This is a genomic window from Corynebacterium sp. HMSC074E01 (assembly GCF_001808885.1).
Classification (GTDB): Bacteria; Actinomycetota; Actinomycetes; order Mycobacteriales; family Mycobacteriaceae; genus Corynebacterium.
In genome coordinates this window covers 58772-75197 of the sequence record NZ_KV794805.1, presented here as the reverse complement: position 1 = coordinate 75197, position 16426 = coordinate 58772, and the positions used below count along the sequence as shown (strand labels likewise).

The window sequence follows — 16426 nt, the reverse complement described above, 5'->3', positions numbered from 1 at the left end:
GTGCTGTTACTCCACTCGCCGCGTCCACGGAAGGGCCTCAAACTCTGCGCGGTCCCCGTTCACAAACCGTTCAAGGAGGGACAAGGCTTCGTCGATGTCCTCAAGGAGCATCTGGAAGTTTTCTTCCTCACCGTTGTTGTGGCCCCATTCGACGAGGTAGCGTGCCGCTCCTGTTTCTGAGGGTTCCACACGGTCGACCTGGCAGTAGTCGCCCGGGACTATTCGGTCAAAGGCCGCTACCCACGCTCCCACTTCGGGGAAGCCGTCCTGGCGAACTGCCTCGAGAAGGTCATCGTTGAAAAGATACGCAGCTGAGCCGAAGACCGTGGCGTTGACCATGAAGCGCTCGTCCTCAGGGATATCTGAGGACGACTTCTGATCTTGCCAATTCACTTTGTCCACCAACTGCGCTGGGGAGTAGGTGAATTCAACCATCAAATCCAGAGCAAGGGGCAGTGAGATGGATGGGATTTCGTGTAGGTTCCCGTCGGGGGTGACAAGGTCAAGCGAAACGTTGTCGCCCGTATAGGTTGTTTCCAAGGTATAACGCTCCTGGAAGTCCACCTGACTCCCGGATCGAACCTCAAGCCTCCATCCTGTGAAGAGGCGAAGCCCCGCTTCGAGTACGGAGGAGGATGTGGCCACCTCCCAGGTGTTCACATACAACTTATCCGCGAGTAGCTTCAACTGGCAGCTCTCGGCTCCCGGAAGCGGCTTGCCCGACGGGTTATACAGTGCCAGGGAATCATCGACAACAAGCGAAATGCCGTAATCCTGCGCCAGATGAGTAAGCCTCTCTATCGTGACCGTCCTGACATCAGCAGGGATGAGCAGCCGTGTGAGTGCTTGTGCCTCCACGTGCTCCTCGGCGAGGAGGATTTCGCTTCCGAGCTTTGTGTTAATCCTCTCAATATATTTCTGCATCCGAGGGCTGGGCTCGCCATTATGGTCAGCGCGGATGCGGTGCATCATGCATACTGATGCTTCAGTCCACTGCTCTTCGCGCTCCGGCAGCTCCATTGCGGTGACCGTGGTGTACGGCGCCGGATCCGAAGATGAAGAGTCCGGGAAGACTGTGGAAATCATCTCGCCGTTGCCGTCTAAATAGTGCTCCGCCACTGCGATGGCTTCGTCTGCGATGTCGAAGGTCTGCACATTGTCGGTGCCGAGGTTATCGTAAACTTTCGCGGTCCACTGTCCTTGTGCATTGCGGCCGTAGGCCAAGGAAAATGTTGGCCATTTATGCAGGTGGACCATCACGCCTGCGGGGAGCTCCTTCACCGCGTCCAGCCGGCGCCAGGGTGTTTCGTGGCGGACTGAAGGATCCAGGATTGGCTTAGATGCGCGTTGAGGCAACGGCTCCCACGCAAGTTCTTCGATCAACGGGTTGTGATCACTGAAGGAAAGCAGAATCTCTCGTGATTCTTCATAGGTATCGACAGTGAGCGTGCGGAATACCGGTTGAGTGGCCTCTGGAGGGAGGCTGGACCATATCAGTTCGAACTGTCCGCTTGCGCGCACGTGCATGGACATTTCGAGGCCGTAGCTTCGTTCTTCCGAGCCATAGTTGATTACCTGAATCCACGTCTGTTCGGACACCGGCAGGCGCAGGGCGTCCTCAAAGGCGCGATCAAGCATAGGTCTGCTGACCTGTCGCCACATAGTTCCCATGCAGTTTCTGATGGAGGAAAGGCCATTGCTGCTCGTGGGGATTCCAGTCGCATTAAAGAGGATGTCCGTGGTTCCAATGAAGACCACCAAGCCGTGGTAATACGCCAGCAAAGCTAGCTTTTCTTGGAGCTCTAAATCGCTCGAATCCATCGTGACCGTGACGGCCGAATGCGCGGGCACGTCCTGTCCGAAAAGTTTGGAGAGTGCGGCCGATGCTTCTTCCATTTCTGGATCGGGCTTCCGGAAGGAGGCCAGCCCTTCCGTCTGAATTAACTCCAGAAAATAGTCATGGTCAGCAATTTTTTCTCGGTTAAAGCGCACGATGTTGAGCTGCACGTCCATTAAGCGGGGTCCTTCCAGAGTGGGTTGGGTAAGGGCACGGACAAGCTTATGCGTCTTGCGTCACAGTTTCCTTGGGATCCTGTGAACGGTCCCTGTCAGGGCGCTCGTGTGGACGGTGGGCAGGCGCGGGCTTTAGCGGTGCGCGGAGAGGTACTCCAGAATGGCTTTCACGCGGCGGTTGTCCTCGCTGGGATCCAGCCGCAACTTGGTGAAGATATTGGAAACGTGCTTGGCCACCGCGGCGGAAGACAGGACGAGCTCAGAGGCGATGTCCTTGTTGGATTTGCCGCGCGACATGAGTTCGAGCACCTCGCGCTCGCGCGGGGTGAGCTCGCCCAAGCCGCTGCGCCCGGAGCTCATTAAAGCCTGGGCCACGGTGGGATCGATGACGGTGCCGCCCTGAGCCACCACGTCCAGGCTGGAGAGGAAGTCCCGCACTTCGGAGACACGGTCCTTCAAAAGATAGCCGGTGCCGGCATCGGGGGAGTCGAAGAGCTCCACCGCGTAAGCCGGGGCTACATACTGGGAGAGCACCATGACGGGTAAGCCCGGGTATGCATTTCTCAAGTTCACGGCGGCTTTCAAGCCATCATCGCCCATGCCTGGCGGCATGCGCACGTCCGTGATGACGATGTCCGGAAGCTCATCGCGCAGCTTATCCACAACGGCCTCAAGCTCCGGTGCGGAGTCCGCCTGGCCCACAATCGAATGCCCGCGGCGCTCCAGAAGGCCGGCGAGGCCCTCGCGCAGAATGGCGGAGTCATCCGCCACGACGATTCTCAAACTCATTTCTTAAACTCCTGACTGTCCGCGATCGAGAAGAAGAGGAATCGAGCACGCTAGCCTCGTCGGCCCGCCTGGGGGAGAGGACAGAGTCATCTCTCCGCCGAAAGCGGCGAGGCGCTCGGCCATCCCCGCCAAGCCATGGCCCGGCACCACCCGCGCGCCGCCTGGCCCCTCATCCACCACGGCGATTTTCAAGGAGGCATCCGCGGTCACTAAAACAGACACCGGCGCGCCGGGCGCGTGCTTGGCAGCGTTGGTCAAAGCCTCCGTGCCGAAGAAGTAGCCGCAGGCCAGCACGGAGGCGGAAAGCTTGGGCAAAGGATGCGGGGCGAAGACGCTGACGTGGGGGCCGTGGGAAGAAGCAGCGTCGGCAAGCGCGGCCACCAAACCGTGATCCTGCAGCACCTGCGGGTGGATGCCGTGCACCGTGGCGCGCAAGGACTTGAGGCCGCGGTCCACGTCCTGTTTGGCGGCGGTAAGCAGCACGGCGAGGTCAGAGGGGGCGTCGAGAAGAGCCTCCCCCAACTTCATGCTCGCGGCCACGAGGTATTGCTGCGCGCCGTCGTGCAGGTCGCGCTCGATGCGTGCGCGCTCCACCTCGTAGGCATCCGCGATGGCGCGACGCGAGGCCGTGAGCTGCGCGATTTTCTCCGCTTGCTGCTGCTCATGGTTGGTGGGCTGGGGCTTTCTTCGGAACACGGTTTTCAGCATAACGGGCTCTACTGATCACAGGGGTAGTGCTGGCACTACCTTAAAGAGCAACGCTAGGGCTGTTCTTTCCGCGGGCCCTTCACGGTGGAATGAGAGACATGGCAAAGACACTTTCCCTGACAGACATCACCAAGGATTTCGGCGGCGGCCCGGTGCTCGCCGGAATCTCCCTCGACATTGAACCGGGCGAGCTCGTGGCCGTCATGGGGCCGTCCGGTTCTGGCAAGTCCACGCTGCTGCACTGCATGTCCGGCGTGCTCACCCCCACGCACGGCAGTGTGCGCTACGGGGATGAGGAGCTTTCCGCGCTTGGCGACGGCCCCCGCTCCCGCACCCGCCTGCGCAATTTCGGCTTCGTCTTCCAGGATGGCCAGCTGCTGCCGGAGCTGAGCAACGTGGATAACGTGGCGCTGCCCGCGATGCTTAACGGTATGGGGCGGGGTGCGGCCCGCAAGCGCGCGATGGAGCTTTTAGATCAGCTGGGCCTGGGTGGTTTGGCGGAGCGCCGCCCGGCGCAGGTTTCTGGCGGTCAGGCGCAGCGCGTGACCATTGCGCGTGCGCTGGTGGCTTCTCCGGGCGTGGTCTTCGCCGACGAGCCGACCGGTGCGCTGGATCAGTCCACGGGCCACGAGGTCATGCAGATGCTCACCACCATCGTGCGCCAGTCGGGTGCCAGCCTGGTCATGGTCACGCACGACCCGAAGGTGGCCGACTGGATGCAGCGCCGCGTGGAGATTCGCGATGGCATCATTCACGATGACCGCCGCCTCGAGGTGATCCGATGAACACCGCGACTTTAGTCTTTGACCTGCAGCGCGAATCGATTCGCGCGCGCTCGGGAACGGGTATTGTCTCGCTTCTGGCAATTGTGAGCCTGACCATTGGTTCCGCCATCGCCTTCCTGGTGGCGGGCGGTACGTGGATGTTTTGGGAGCGCGCCCAGCACGTTGAGGATGCCGCGCCCGCTCTGCAGGAGGCCTTCGGCAACGAGATGGAGGCCTTCCTCTACCCGTGGTTCGCCCTGGCCCTGCTGGCCTGCGCGTTCATTCTTCCGGCGCTGTTTAACCTCACTGCCCAAGCCGCCGTCCTGGGTGCTTCCGGCAGGGAGCAGCGCCTGGCCACGCTGCGCCTGTTGGGATTGAGCTCCCGCCAGGTGGAGCGCATGGTCATCGTCGAGACCGGCCTCCAGGCAGTGATCGGCATCGTGCTCGGCGGGCTGATCAGCCTGCTCGTCGCGCCGGTCTTCACCCAGCTGGATTTCCAGATGCGTTCCATTGCTCTGTCCGAGCTTCTCCTCCCGTGGTGGGGCTACCTCGCCGTGGCGGGTGTGCTCTTCCTGCTGGCCATCGGTGCCGCACTCGCCGGCATGCAGCGCGTGCGCGTGAGCCCGCTGGGCGTCGCCAAGCGCCAGATGCCCGCGGCCTACCGCTGGTGGCGTGTCATCGTCTTCCTCATCATCGCAGGTATCGGTGGTGTTCTGCTCTCCGGTAAGGCGGGGCCGCCGACCGCTATGGTCATCGTGGTCATGTTTGGCATGGTGATGAGTATCAACCTCATTTCCCCTTTCATCCTGCAGCTCGGCGCACACATCATGTCCCTCTTTCCCGGAAACGCGCACTTCGTGGCCTGCCAGCGCGTAGCGGGCAATGCGCGCCCGGCATGGAAGCGGAGTGCTGCCATCGGCTTCTTCGGATACTTGACGGGCTTCCTCGTTGCCGCGCCCCTGGGCTCTGATGCCTTGGCCATGGTCCTGAAGGAAGACCAGGGAATGAACGTGGTGTTCAAAGACATCTCCACTGGTGTTCTATTAACCCTCATTTTTGGCTTCACACTGACCACCATGTCCATCATCCTGGGCCAGGTTTCCGGCATCTTTGAGGACAAGGAGCTCATCCGCTCCCTGGATCTCATGGGCGTGCCGCGCGGATTCCAGTTCCGCTCCGGTGCCCTAACCATCATGGGGCCGGTGGTGGGCTTGAGCTTCTTCGGCTTCCTCTTTGGTGGCAGTATCGCCGCGCTGATGTTCTTCTCCAGCGTCGATCAAAGTGATGTCGACGTTCTCGGCCGCATGCTCATGGCCTTCGGTTTCCTGGCCATAGGTTGGTTGGTCACGTTGCTAGCCATTGTCCTTGTTGAACCCCTGCGCGGCTACGTGCTGCGCACGGGAGGGAGGAAAGAATGAAAACTGTACTGAAAATCTTCGGCGGACTGTTTCTTGTTGCCCTTGTTGCTGTGGCCGCGGCCGTGTATTTCTTCGGCCCTTCCTATGGCGGAGCGCTCTTGGGCAAGCCCTACTTCCTCTTCAATGCCAGCGAGAAGCGCATCAATACCGCGATGGTGGATACTGCAGCGATCTCCGGAATCTATGGCGAGAGCGAAGAATTCCAGCGCGCCCGCGAGGCCTTCAAAGAGGACCCCACGAACGCCGAGCTCCTCGATTCCGCCATCGACGCCGCCGGTGGCAAGCACTCCAAAGTCTTTAGCGTCGAAAAGGAAAAGGCCGCCGAAAGCACTGAGCCTTCGGTCGACTTCAACGATGGCGTCCTGCGCGCTACCGTGCCCTCCATCGGCCGCCACGATGATGGCCAGGCCTATGCCGACACTTTGGCTCAAGGCCTGACCGCCCACCCGGAGGCCTGTGCCGCTGTGGTGGACCTGCGCGGCAACGGTGGTGGCGACATGGGCCCGATGTACGCGGGCTTAAGCCCGCTGCTGCCGGACGGCCCCGCGCTGTCCTTCGTCAGCCGCATGGGCACATCCGAGGTGGTCATCGACGGCAATTCCGTCACCGGCGGTGGCACGCCGACAACCACGTCGGGCGGCAAGCTTGAGGTTCCCGTCGCTGTGCTCACCGACGACGAAACCGCGTCCTCCGGCGAGGCCACCCTCCTGGCCTTCCGCGGCCTGGACAACGTGCGCACCTTCGGCGAGCCGACCGCCGGCTACGCCTCCGCCAACGTGGTCCTGGACTATCCGGACGGCCGCTCGCTCATGCTCACCACTGCCAAGGACAAGGCGCGCACAGGTGAGGAATTCGCCGAGGACCCGATTAACCCCGATGCCCCGGAATCCGAGCTCGACGGCTGGCTCGCTTCCCACTGCAGCTAGTTAGCTGCATTGTTAGTAAGTCGCAGCGTTAGCCAGCCCAGTTCGTTGTCGGCACGTTGCGGCTGGTAAGCCGCAACGCTAGCCTGCCCAACGCTCGCCTTGCCACCTCCAGTAGTGGTGCCACTTCCAAGGTGGAGGCACGAACTCGCCCCGCCCTTTGATGACCGCGAGGACCTGGTGAACAGCGACGTCGAGGTGATGCTCGATCGTGGCGGCGGTGAAGTGGAGGGGCCGGTAGCCGCGCTGGATGGCGTCGTTAAGCTTCTGGCGGTCGATTTCGAAACGCTGCCGGTTCTCGCCCTTGTGATAGGCATAGCCGTCCACCTCGATGGCGACCTTGTGTTCCTCCAGTACCAAGTCCCATCGGTAGGGCCCAACCCGCACGTTGTTGCGGACCTTGACGTGGGGCTCGAGACCCCGGGTCAGGTCGCGCTCCGGCTTGCTATCCGCTCCGACGATGGCCCGTTCCAGCACCTCGCGCGTGTGCTTGGGCAGGCGGCGAAAGTCCAGCTGCTCGGTCTCGATGCGCGAGCGCCCGTGCGGCCCGGCGAAGAAAGCCTCAATGAAGGCTCCGGCATCTTCGTGCTCCATCGCCTCAATGCACTGCAGTGGACTGCACACGTTCACCCCGTTCATGCTGCCCAGTGCCTTGGGCCGCGCCCGCCGACTGCGAAAGAACGCGCTCGATGCCATCGTTCCAGCGCGAAGAAAATAAAGTGGGTAGGTCAGCTCTTGGCCAAGATACTGCTGGGCGGCGGAGTAGCCGTCCAGAGCTGAGTCTGGCCAACGCCGCGAGACGATTTCAGCGAGTTGGCGCGGTGTTGGCGCTGCAGATAAATACAGACCGTGACAAATCTTGATTGCTTGGCCCTTAGCTGCGCGGCGAGTCCCCGCGCGTCCCTCGAAAATTTCCATGTGCCCCCGATGCGTACGTTTCTAACAAATAAGCCCCCAGAAACCGCTGTTTTCGGCCCCCTATTTGATCGAATCGTACGTCACGAACGAGGAGTTGTCGCGGCGACAAAGAAAAAGGACGTTTCGATCAACTAAGGCCTCTCAAACCTTTGGTTTTGGACCCCTATTTGATCGAAACGTCCCTCAACGTGCGGAACGCGGCGGCCTACTTGAAGCGAGCCTTCGCTTCCTCGAGGATCTTCTCTGCCTCAGCCTTGTCGCCCCAGCCGGAGCCGGTAACTTCCTTGTTCGGTTCCAGGTCCTTGTAGCGGGTGAAGAAGTGCTCGATCTCGTCCTTGATGTGCTGCTCCACATCGTTGATGTCCTGGTAGCGCTCCCAGCGCGGGTCATCGACGACGGCGAGCAGCTTGTCGTCGCCGCCGGCCTCATCAGTCATCTTGAACACGCCGAGGACACGAGCCTCCACAACAACGCCGGGGAAAACCGGCTCCGGGAGGATGACCAGTGCATCCAACGGGTCGCCGTCCTCACCCAGGGTGTGGTCGATGTAGCCGTAGTCAGCCGGGTAGGCCATCGGGGTGAACAGGTAGCGGTCGAGGTGGACCTTGCCGGTCTCGTGGTCGATCTCGTACTTGTTGCGGGAGCCCTTAGGGATCTCGATGGTTACTTCAACGCTCACGGCTGAATCCTCCATAACTAATAGGTTGGTATGTGCTCCGCTTAGTCTACCGCGCTAGTCTAAAGGGCGATGAAAGCTAAGCATGTCTGGTGGAGTACTGCGGCCCTCGTCACGGCTGGTGCCGTGGCGGCGACGGCCGCAGTGGGCGTAGAAGTCCAACGCACCTACGATCACCTGGACCACGGTCAGCCCTATAAGCAGGAAGAACCCACAACACTGGTCCAGCCCGTCGAGCCTGGTGAGATAGACACCGCCGCGCTTAAAGCGAAGTTGGATGAGCTGGGCAAAGACAAGGCCCTCGCCACTTTCGGCGGCCAGGTCATCGACACCACCACCCACGAGGTGCTGTGGGAGCGCGAGCCCGCGAAGCCGCTGACCCCGGCCTCCGCCACCAAGGTCCTCACCCTCGCCGCAGCAACACTCGCGCTCGATGAGGAAGAACGCCTCACCACCGAAGTGGTCGCAGGTGAGCAGGAAGGCGAAGTTGTTATCAAGGCCGCCGGCGATGTCTGGCTGACGGACGAGCGCCTCGATGAGCTGGCGAAACAGATTCAGCAGAAGATGGATACCGTCACGCGGGTCTCCATCGACACCTCCATCTGGGCCGGCCCCGACCAAGCACCGGGCTGGGACGATGACAATATTGATGGCGGCTATGTCGCTCCCATCCAGCCGGCCATGCTCTATGGTGGGCGCATCGGGGAAAAGACCGGCGACGTTCCGCGCTCCCACGAGCCGGCCCTCGATGTTGCCCGCGCCTTGGCCACCCGCCTGGGAGCCGACGAGGCGGATATCGCTGCTTCACCCGAAAACTCCGAGGTCATCGCCTCCAGCGAGTCCGAGCCGCTGGCCCTGCGAGCCCAGCAAGCCGCGAAAGATTCTGACAACGTCATGGCGGAGGCCATTGCCCGCGAGCTGGCCGTCAGCCAGGGTAGGGAAGCAAGCTTCGAGGGCGCCACGAAGGCCATCCTCGACGAGCTACGTGGAGCCGGCATCGACGTCAACGGCGTTACCCTCAAGGACGGCTCCGGCCTCTCCCGCGATAACCGCATCCCCGCCGGGCTCCTCGCCCACATCGCAGATCAAGCCGTAGCCACCGACGAGCTACGCCCACTCCTGGGCTACCTCCCTCTTGCCGGCGGCGAAGGAACCCTCTACGAGCGCTATCACGAGTCGCCCGCCCGCGGGTACGTTCGCGCCAAGACCGGCACCCTCACGGGAACTTCCGCGCTGACCGGCACCGCCCAGGGGCAGTCGGGCCGCGTTTACGCCTTCGCCTTCCTGGTCAACGACGGCGAAGTCACCTCCGCCCGCCAGGCCCAAGACGCCCTCGCCGCCGCACTCCATGACTTCTAAGAAGCCCTTCTGGCCGCGCACAAGCCCCAACTTCTTGGCCTGCCGCGTCGCTGCGCGCGCCGTGATGGGTGAGCAACCACGCGCCATCGCGGTGGGCCTGTCCGGAGGCGCCGACTCCTTGGCGCTGACCGCAGCACTCCTCGCAGAGGGGCACGAGGTGACAGCGCTGTGCGTCGATCACGGTTTGCAGGAAGGCTCGGCCACGCAGGCGCGCCGGGCTGCTGAGCAGGCCTGCGCTTTGGGGGCGGGGGCGGAGGTGTTGCGGGTGGACGTCGGCAAGCAAGGCTCCGTGGAGGCCGAAGCCCGCGGCGCCCGGTACCGTGCCTTCGCACCCTGGGAAGAGGTGGCGGTGGCGCATACCGCTGATGACCAGGCCGAAACCCTGCTGCTCAGCGCCCTCCGCGGGAGAGTGGCGGGCATGCGCGAGCGTTCCTCGGTCGAAGGTGTGCACGTCCTGCGCCCCCTGCTCAGCGTGCGCCGCGCCCAGACCGAGGCCGCCTGCGCGGAGCTGGGGCTGGAGGTCTGGCAGGACCCCCAGAACCAGGACCTGGCCTTCCGCCGCGTGGCACTGCGCCGCGAGATCCTCCCGCGCCTGCAGGAGATCGTGGGCGGAGACCCCGTCCCGGCCTTAGCCCAGGCAGCCCACGACGCCGCGCTTGACGACGCCCTCCTCAGCACCCACCCCACCACCGACTGCACCGCGCTGGCCGTTCTCCCAGAACCGAAGCGCCGCCGGGCGATCGCCGCGTGGCTGCGCGAGGAAGGAGTAGAGGTTACTCGCGAGGCAGTGCGCGGCATCGATGCCCTGTGCACGCGGTGGCATGGACAAGGCCCCGTCGCCGTCCGCAGTGAAAAGAAAGGCACAAGGTTGGAAGTCGCACGCGTTGGTGGCAAACTGTCAATATTGCCTCGGTCAGCAAAGGAGCGCTCACGTGCACGACAACCATGATTTAGCCGTCCCCGCCAATCCTTATGGAGAGGACATCAAAAACGTTCTCATCACCGAAGATGAACTTCAGGCGCGCATCCAGGAGATGGCGGATCGCGTGTCCGAGAAATACAGCAACACCGACGAGGACCTCATCTTGGTCTGCGTGCTCAAGGGCGCGGTTTTCTTCCTGACGGATTTCGCCCGCAAACTGGCTATCCCGTCCCAGCTGGAGTTCATGGCGGTGTCCTCCTACGGCAACTCTGCCTCATCCTCGGGCGTGGTGCGGATTCTGAAAGATCTGGACCGCGATATCGAGGGCCGCGACGTTGTCATCGTGGAAGACATCATTGATTCCGGCCTGACCTTGTCCTGGCTCATCCGCAACCTGCAGGGCCGCCAGCCGCGTTCCCTGGAAGTGGTGACGCTGTTGCGCAAGCCCGAAGTAGTCAAGGCGGAGCTGGATCTCTTCGATGTAGGTTTTGACATCCCGAATGAGTTCGTCGTGGGCTATGGCCTGGATTTCGCGGAGCGCTACCGCGACTTGCCCTACGTGGGCACCCTGGAGCCTGCGGTCTACAGCAACGATTAGTCTTTTCTTGCCCTCTTTTGGTTTGAGGCCTCGAATTCGCAAGGTAATTAATGAAAAACAAGAACATCATCCGCTATGGCTCGATCGCGGGCCTGGTTCTCATTCTGCTGTACGCCTTTACGTTCTTTAGCAACGATGCCCGGAGCTTCAAGCAGGTCGACACCTCCGTGGCCATGGAGCAGTTGAGCTCTAAGAACGTCGAGGAAGCGCAGATCGATGATCGCGAGCAACAGGTGCGCCTCAAGCTCAGAGAACCGGTGACGGTAGAAGAGCAGGAGGGTATCGAGGAAGTCATTGCCAAGTACCCGGCACGCGCCTCCGAGCAGGTCTTCAACGCGGTGAAGGATTCTGGTGCGGATAAGTACCAGACCAAGGTCACGCAGGATTCCTTCATTGGCTCCATGATCAGCTTCCTGCTGCCGATGCTGATCCTCTTCGCGTTGCTGTTCTGGATGATGACCCGCATGCAGCAGGGCGCGGGCGGCATGTTCGGCATCGGTGGCTCCAAGGCGAAGGAGCTGACCAAGGACATGCCCACCAACACCTTCGCGGATGTGGCCGGCGCGGATGAAGCTGTGGATGAGCTGCAGGAGATCAAGGACTTCCTGGATGATCCGGAGCGCTACCATGAGCTGGGCGCGAAGATCCCGCGCGGCGTGCTGCTCTATGGCCCGCCGGGTACCGGTAAGACGCTTCTGGCCCGCGCGGTCGCGGGCGAGGCCGGCGTGCCTTTCTATTCCATTTCTGGTTCCGACTTCGTGGAGATGTTCGTCGGCGTGGGTGCTTCCCGCGTGCGTGATCTGTTTAAGCAGGCCAAGCAGAATAGCCCGTGCATCATCTTCGTCGATGAGATTGACGCCGTGGGCCGCCAGCGTGGTTCCGGCACTGGCGGTGGTCACGATGAGCGCGAGCAGACGCTGAACCAGCTGCTCGTGGAGATGGATGGCTTCGGCGACCGTGAAGGCGTCATCCTCATTGCCGCTACCAACCGTCCCGACATCCTGGACCCCGCGCTTCTTCGCCCGGGCCGCTTCGACCGCCAGATCCCGGTGACCAACCCGGACCTGGCCGGCCGCGAGCAGATTCTGCGCGTGCACGCCAAGGACAAGCCGCTGGCCAAGGAAGTCGACGTGGCGCAGCTGGCCAAGCGCACCGCTGGCATGTCCGGTGCAGACCTGGCCAACGTGCTCAACGAGGCCGCCCTGCTCACCGCCCGCATTGGCGGCAACGTCATTACCTATGACGCGCTGGAGGAGGCTACCGACCGCGTCGTCGGCGGCCCGCGCCGCCAGGGCAAGATCATTTCCGAGCATGAGAAGAAGGTCACCGCCTACCACGAGGGTGGCCACACGTTGTCCGCGTGGGCGCTGAAGGATATCGAGCGTGTCTACAAGGTGACCATCTTGGCCCGCGGCCGCACTGGCGGCCACGCCATGACCGCGCAGGAAGACGATAAGGGCATGTACACCCGCGATGAGCTTTTCGCTCGCCTTGTCTTCGCCATGGGCGGGCGTGCCGCGGAGGAGCTCGTGTTCGGCGCACCGACCACCGGTGCATCCTCCGATATTGAGCACGCCACCAAGATCGCGCGCTCCATGCTGACTGAGTATGGCTTTAGCCCGGACCTGGGCACCGTCAAGTACGGCCAGGAGCAGGGCGATCCCTTCAGCTATGCCGGCGGCGGTGGAAGCATTGATTACTCAGATGCCGTGGCTGCCAAGATCGACGAGCAGATGGCCTACCTGCTGGACCGCGCTCACCAGCAGGCCTATGACATCCTGTCCGAGCACCGCGACTACCTGGATAAGCTCGCCGAGATGCTGCTGGAGAAGGAAACCCTGCGCCGCCCGGACCTCGAGGGCATCTTCAAGGGCATCGAGCCGCGCGAGGCTTTCGACGTCTTCCCGAACGAGGACGCTCGCTTCCCGCGCCAGGCTGGACGCGAGCCGGTGAAGACCCCGGTGGAGCTGGCCCAGGAGCGCGGTGAGGAGCTGCCGAAACGCATGACGCTTCTCGACGCTTCTCGCGCCGCCCGCGAGCGCCGCCAGGCGGAGCTTGAGCGCGCGAAGGAGAACGGCGGCGAAGCCGGTGGCACTGCATCGGCGGCGCCGGTCGAGGAGATCGGCTTCAGCTTTGGCCAGCACGCCGGCGATTACGTGGACCCGGACAAGGGCAACACCTTCTTCGGCGAATCCGAGATCACCGAACCCACCGGCCGCGAGCTCAGCGCAGACGAGGCCGCCAGCGATGGGGCGCAGGAGGAGACCGTGGCCCCAGAACAGGCCGGCCCCAGCCACGAGGACACCCAAGAGATTCCGCGTGTGCCGAATGCCGCTGCTCCACAGCCAGAATCCCAGCCGCAACCAGAACCTCAGCCGCGCGAACCGGAACGCCGCGGTCGCCATGCCAAGCCGGAAGGCCACTCCTGGGGAGCACCCGGCTGGGGAGAGAATGAATACCGCAACAACCCGTACAAGGACGGCCAGAACAATGAGCGATAACATCCCGGCGCAGCGCGACTTCGATCACGAGCGTGCCGAAGCCGCCGTCCGTGAGCTGCTCATCGCGGTGGGCGAGGACCCCGACCGCGAGGGCCTGCGCGAGACCCCGGCCCGTGTGGCCCGCGCCTATGCCGAGGTCTTCGCAGGACTCCACCAGGACCCGACTGAGGTCCTGCACAAGACCTTTGCCGAGGAGCACCAAGAGCTCGTCCTCGTGCGCGATATCCCCATCTATTCCACCTGCGAGCACCACCTCGTGCCCTTCTACGGCACGGCGCACATTGGCTATATCCCTGGTTCCGACGGTCACGTCACCGGCCTGTCCAAGCTGGCACGCCTGGCGGATATGTACGCCAAGCGCCCGCAGGTGCAGGAGCGCCTCACGAGCCAGATCGCCGATGCGCTGGTGGAGGTCCTCCACGCGCAGTCCGTCATCGTCGTCATCGAGTGCGAGCACCTGTGCATGGCCATGCGCGGCATCCGTAAGCCGGGGGCGACCACGACGACATCCGCGGTCCGCGGCGGTTTCAAGAAGAATGCAGCCTCCCGTGCGGAGGTCATGAGCCTCATTAGGAGCTAGTTTCCATGGCAGTCAGCAACCTCACCGTCCCCGGCCGCACGCTGGTCATGGGCATCGTCAACGTCACGGAAGATTCCTTCTCTGACGGCGGACGCTGGATTAATGTCGACGACGCCATCGCGCACGCCCGGCATTTGGTGGCCTCCGGCGCGGACATGATCGATGTGGGCGGCGAGTCCACCCGCCCGGGTGCGGTGCGTGTTGCGGCCGAGGAGGAGGAGCGTCGCGTCGTGCCCGTCATCAAGGCGCTGCACGAGGAGGGGATCAAGACCTCGGTGGACACGATGCGGGCCTCGGTTGCCACAGCGGCCGCCGAAGCCGGTGTCGACATGATCAACGACGTCTCTGGTGGTGCCGCCGACCCGGACATGTACCGCACGATGGCGGCTACCGGCCTGCCGGTGTGCCTCATGCACTGGCGCACCGTCCAGTTCGGCAGCGCGGCCGGAGTGGCCGACCACGGCGGGGACGTCGTGCGCGATGTCCACGAATCCTTGGCGAAGCTTGCCGATAACGCCCTGCAAGCCGGTGTTAGCCACGACAATATCGTCGTGGATCCGGGCCTGGGTTTTGCCAAGTCCCCGCAGGATAACTGGGCTTTGCTCAAGGCCTTGCCGGAGTTCCTGCAGGGCGAGTTTCCGCTGCTCGTGGGCGCTTCCCGCAAGCGCTTCCTCGCCGCCATCCGGGAGGATCGGGGTGCCGAGTCCAGCCCGCTGCTCGCGGATCCGGCCACCGCGGCCGTGACCGCCATCTCCGCACAGATGGGAGCGTGGGGCGTGCGCGTGCACGAGGTCGATGTCTCGCGCGATGCCGTGGATGTCGCCGCCGCCTGGAATGCGGGCGCGGCCTACACCGGTGGCGCGCATGCCTCCGGTAGCTACGCCAACGGCGCCGATGGAGGAACCGTGGTCTCGACTTCGCTGGGGAGGGCTTAAGCCCATGGCAGATCGCATCGAGCTCACCGGCCTGGAATGCTTTGGCTACCACGGCGTTTTCGAGGAAGAGAAGAAAACCGGCCAGCCCTTCATCGTGGACGTCACATGTTGGTTGGACACCGCGGGCATTGAGGATGACCTGTCCCGCACGGTGAATTACGCCGAGCTTGCTGACGTCGCCGCAGACATCGTCGAGGGCCCCTCCCGGGACCTCATCGAGACGGTGGCTGAGGAGGTCGCTGAGACCGCGATGCAGCGTTTTGAGATCCTCCACGCCATCGAGGTGACCATCCACAAGCCGAAGGCACCCATCCCGCGTACCTTTGCCGACGTCGCGGTCGTAGCGCGCCGCTCCCGGAAGCGGATGGCAGGCTAATGCGCGCTGTCTTGTCCATCGGCTCCAACATGGAGGACCGCCGTGCGCTGCTGCAGACCGTCTTTGATGAGTTTGCTGAGGAGACCGTCGCTGCCTCCCCGGTTTATGCCACCCCGCCGTGGGGCGTGACCGATCAAGATGAATTCCTCAACGCGGTGCTCATCGTGGACGTGGATTGCACCCCGCTGGAACTTCTTCGCCGTGGCCAGAAGCTGGAGGAGGCCGCCGAGCGCGTCCGCGTGCGGCACTGGGGTCCGCGCACCTTGGACGTGGACATCGTGCAGGTTGACGGCGTGACCTCCGATGATCCTGAGCTGACCCTCCCGCACCCCTATGCGCATGAGCGCGCCTTCGTCCTCGTGCCGTGGTTGGCCGCGGATGAGAACGCACAGCTCAACGGCACCTCGGTGCGCGAGCTCATCGCGGGCCTCGATGAAGACGAGGTCGCTGCGGTGAAGGAACTGGGGGAGTAATGACAAGGACGTCGGTAGGCGCGCTCATCGGCACGGCCCTCTTCGTGGCCGCGGCGGCCGCCATCCTCACCACCCGCTTTTATGGCTCAATGCTGGCCATTCCGGCAACGGTGTCGATTTCTCTCTGGGCCATGGCTGTGGTGTGCGGCCTCCTTACCCTCAAAGTCCGCAACGCCAAAGAGGATGAACACGGCATCGGCCTGGATAATTCGCAGCTGAATCCCATGACCATCGCGCAATTCCTGCTCGTCGGTAAAGCCTCCGCGTGGACGGGTGCGATCGTGGGCGGGGCCTATGCGGGCATGGCGGTCTATGTCGTGCCGCGCGCCGGTGAGCTCGTCGCTGCGTCCGGTGACCTGGCCGGGGTGGTGTCCTCGGCGCTGGGTGGTGCCGCGATGTGTATCGCTGGAGTGGTGCTGGAGCGACACTGCGAGGTGCCACCTCCAACTGATGGTGCACAAGCGGTAAGTTAG

General features: G+C 63.1%; 17 protein-coding genes. 12 read left to right on the top strand and 5 right to left on the bottom strand.

The annotated features are described in order from the left end of the window. Window positions 1-6: 6 nt before the first annotated feature. The 3 genes from HMPREF2537_RS00415 to HMPREF2537_RS00405 form a co-directional block, all read right to left on the bottom strand. The gene (locus HMPREF2537_RS00415; RefSeq protein WP_070524645.1) at window positions 7-2013 is read right to left on the bottom strand and encodes a hypothetical protein; all 2007 of its coding nucleotides are present in this window, start codon (window positions 2011-2013) and stop codon (window positions 7-9) included. 132 nt (window positions 2014-2145) lie between these two features. Further along, the gene (locus tag HMPREF2537_RS00410) at window positions 2146-2802 is read right to left on the bottom strand and encodes a LuxR C-terminal-related transcriptional regulator (RefSeq protein ID WP_070524644.1); all 657 of its coding nucleotides are present in this window, start codon (window positions 2800-2802) and stop codon (window positions 2146-2148) included. A 3-nt stretch (window positions 2803-2805) separates the two neighbouring features. Next, the gene (locus HMPREF2537_RS00405; protein WP_070524642.1) at window positions 2806-3510 is read right to left on the bottom strand and encodes a sensor histidine kinase; all 705 of its coding nucleotides are present in this window, start codon (window positions 3508-3510) and stop codon (window positions 2806-2808) included. 98 nt (window positions 3511-3608) lie between these two features. On the opposite strand from HMPREF2537_RS00405, the gene HMPREF2537_RS00400 reads away from it, so the two are divergent. The 3 genes from HMPREF2537_RS00400 to HMPREF2537_RS00390 are packed head-to-tail and all read left to right on the top strand — an operon-like array spanning window position 3609 to window position 6618. Further along, window positions 3609-4295: an ABC transporter ATP-binding protein gene (locus tag HMPREF2537_RS00400; RefSeq protein ID WP_070524641.1), complete on the top strand. Its 687-nt coding sequence runs from the start codon at window positions 3609-3611 to the stop codon at window positions 4293-4295. After that, window positions 4292-5692 (top strand): FtsX-like permease family protein, encoded by a 1401-nt coding sequence (locus tag HMPREF2537_RS00395; RefSeq protein WP_070524639.1) that lies wholly within the window; start codon window positions 4292-4294, stop codon window positions 5690-5692. The genes HMPREF2537_RS00400 and HMPREF2537_RS00395 overlap by 4 nt, the downstream gene beginning before the upstream one ends. After that, window positions 5689-6618, top strand: coding sequence for a S41 family peptidase (locus HMPREF2537_RS00390; protein ID WP_070524638.1), 930 nt, complete (start codon window positions 5689-5691; stop codon window positions 6616-6618). Before HMPREF2537_RS00395 ends, HMPREF2537_RS00390 begins: the two co-directional genes overlap by 4 nt. A gap of 78 nt (window positions 6619-6696) precedes the next feature. On the opposite strand, the gene HMPREF2537_RS00385 is transcribed toward HMPREF2537_RS00390, so the two are convergent. Together HMPREF2537_RS00385 and HMPREF2537_RS00380 are read right to left on the bottom strand one after the other, a co-directional pair. After that, window positions 6697-7533 carry an endonuclease domain-containing protein gene (locus tag HMPREF2537_RS00385; RefSeq protein WP_070524636.1) on the bottom strand — a complete coding sequence of 279 codons (837 nt, stop codon included), beginning with the start codon at window positions 7531-7533 and terminating at the stop codon, window positions 6697-6699. A 205-nt stretch (window positions 7534-7738) separates the two neighbouring features. Beyond that, on the bottom strand, window positions 7739-8212 hold the full coding sequence (locus HMPREF2537_RS00380) for an inorganic diphosphatase (protein WP_070524634.1): 474 nt from the start codon (window positions 8210-8212) through the stop codon (window positions 7739-7741). 69 nt (window positions 8213-8281) lie between these two features. On the opposite strand from HMPREF2537_RS00380, the gene dacB reads away from it, so the two are divergent. From dacB to HMPREF2537_RS00335, 9 genes are read left to right on the top strand one after another with little or no spacing between them, the layout of a single operon-like run. Beyond that, window positions 8282-9568: a D-alanyl-D-alanine carboxypeptidase/D-alanyl-D-alanine endopeptidase gene (gene dacB, locus HMPREF2537_RS00375; RefSeq protein WP_070524632.1), complete on the top strand. Its 1287-nt coding sequence runs from the start codon at window positions 8282-8284 to the stop codon at window positions 9566-9568. Further along, window positions 9558-10517, top strand: a complete 960-nt coding sequence (gene tilS, locus HMPREF2537_RS00370; protein ID WP_070524630.1) for a tRNA lysidine(34) synthetase TilS — start codon at window positions 9558-9560, stop codon at window positions 10515-10517. The genes dacB and tilS overlap by 11 nt, the downstream gene beginning before the upstream one ends. Next, window positions 10501-11088, top strand: a complete 588-nt coding sequence (gene hpt, locus HMPREF2537_RS00365; protein ID WP_070524628.1) for a hypoxanthine phosphoribosyltransferase — start codon at window positions 10501-10503, stop codon at window positions 11086-11088. The genes tilS and hpt overlap by 17 nt, the downstream gene beginning before the upstream one ends. A gap of 50 nt (window positions 11089-11138) precedes the next feature. Then, complete coding sequence (gene ftsH, locus HMPREF2537_RS00360) at window positions 11139-13589, top strand: ATP-dependent zinc metalloprotease FtsH (protein ID WP_070524626.1); 2451 nt, start codon at window positions 11139-11141, stop codon at window positions 13587-13589. Beyond that, window positions 13579-14169, top strand: a complete 591-nt coding sequence (folE, locus tag HMPREF2537_RS00355; protein ID WP_070524624.1) for a GTP cyclohydrolase I FolE — start codon at window positions 13579-13581, stop codon at window positions 14167-14169. Before ftsH ends, folE begins: the two co-directional genes overlap by 11 nt. Window positions 14170-14174: 5 nt before the next feature. Next, entirely contained in the window at window positions 14175-15104 is a 930-nt protein-coding gene (folP, locus tag HMPREF2537_RS00350) for a dihydropteroate synthase (protein ID WP_070524622.1), read from the top strand. Window positions 15105-15108: 4 nt separating this feature from the next. Further along, window positions 15109-15480, top strand: a complete 372-nt coding sequence (folB, locus tag HMPREF2537_RS00345) for a dihydroneopterin aldolase (protein ID WP_070524621.1) — start codon at window positions 15109-15111, stop codon at window positions 15478-15480. Further along, the gene (gene folK, locus HMPREF2537_RS00340; RefSeq protein ID WP_070524619.1) at window positions 15480-15953 is read left to right on the top strand and encodes a 2-amino-4-hydroxy-6-hydroxymethyldihydropteridine diphosphokinase; all 474 of its coding nucleotides are present in this window, start codon (window positions 15480-15482) and stop codon (window positions 15951-15953) included. Before folB ends, folK begins: the two co-directional genes overlap by 1 nt. Then, complete coding sequence (locus HMPREF2537_RS00335; protein WP_070524617.1) at window positions 15953-16426, top strand: DUF3180 domain-containing protein; 474 nt, start codon at window positions 15953-15955, stop codon at window positions 16424-16426. The genes folK and HMPREF2537_RS00335 overlap by 1 nt, the downstream gene beginning before the upstream one ends.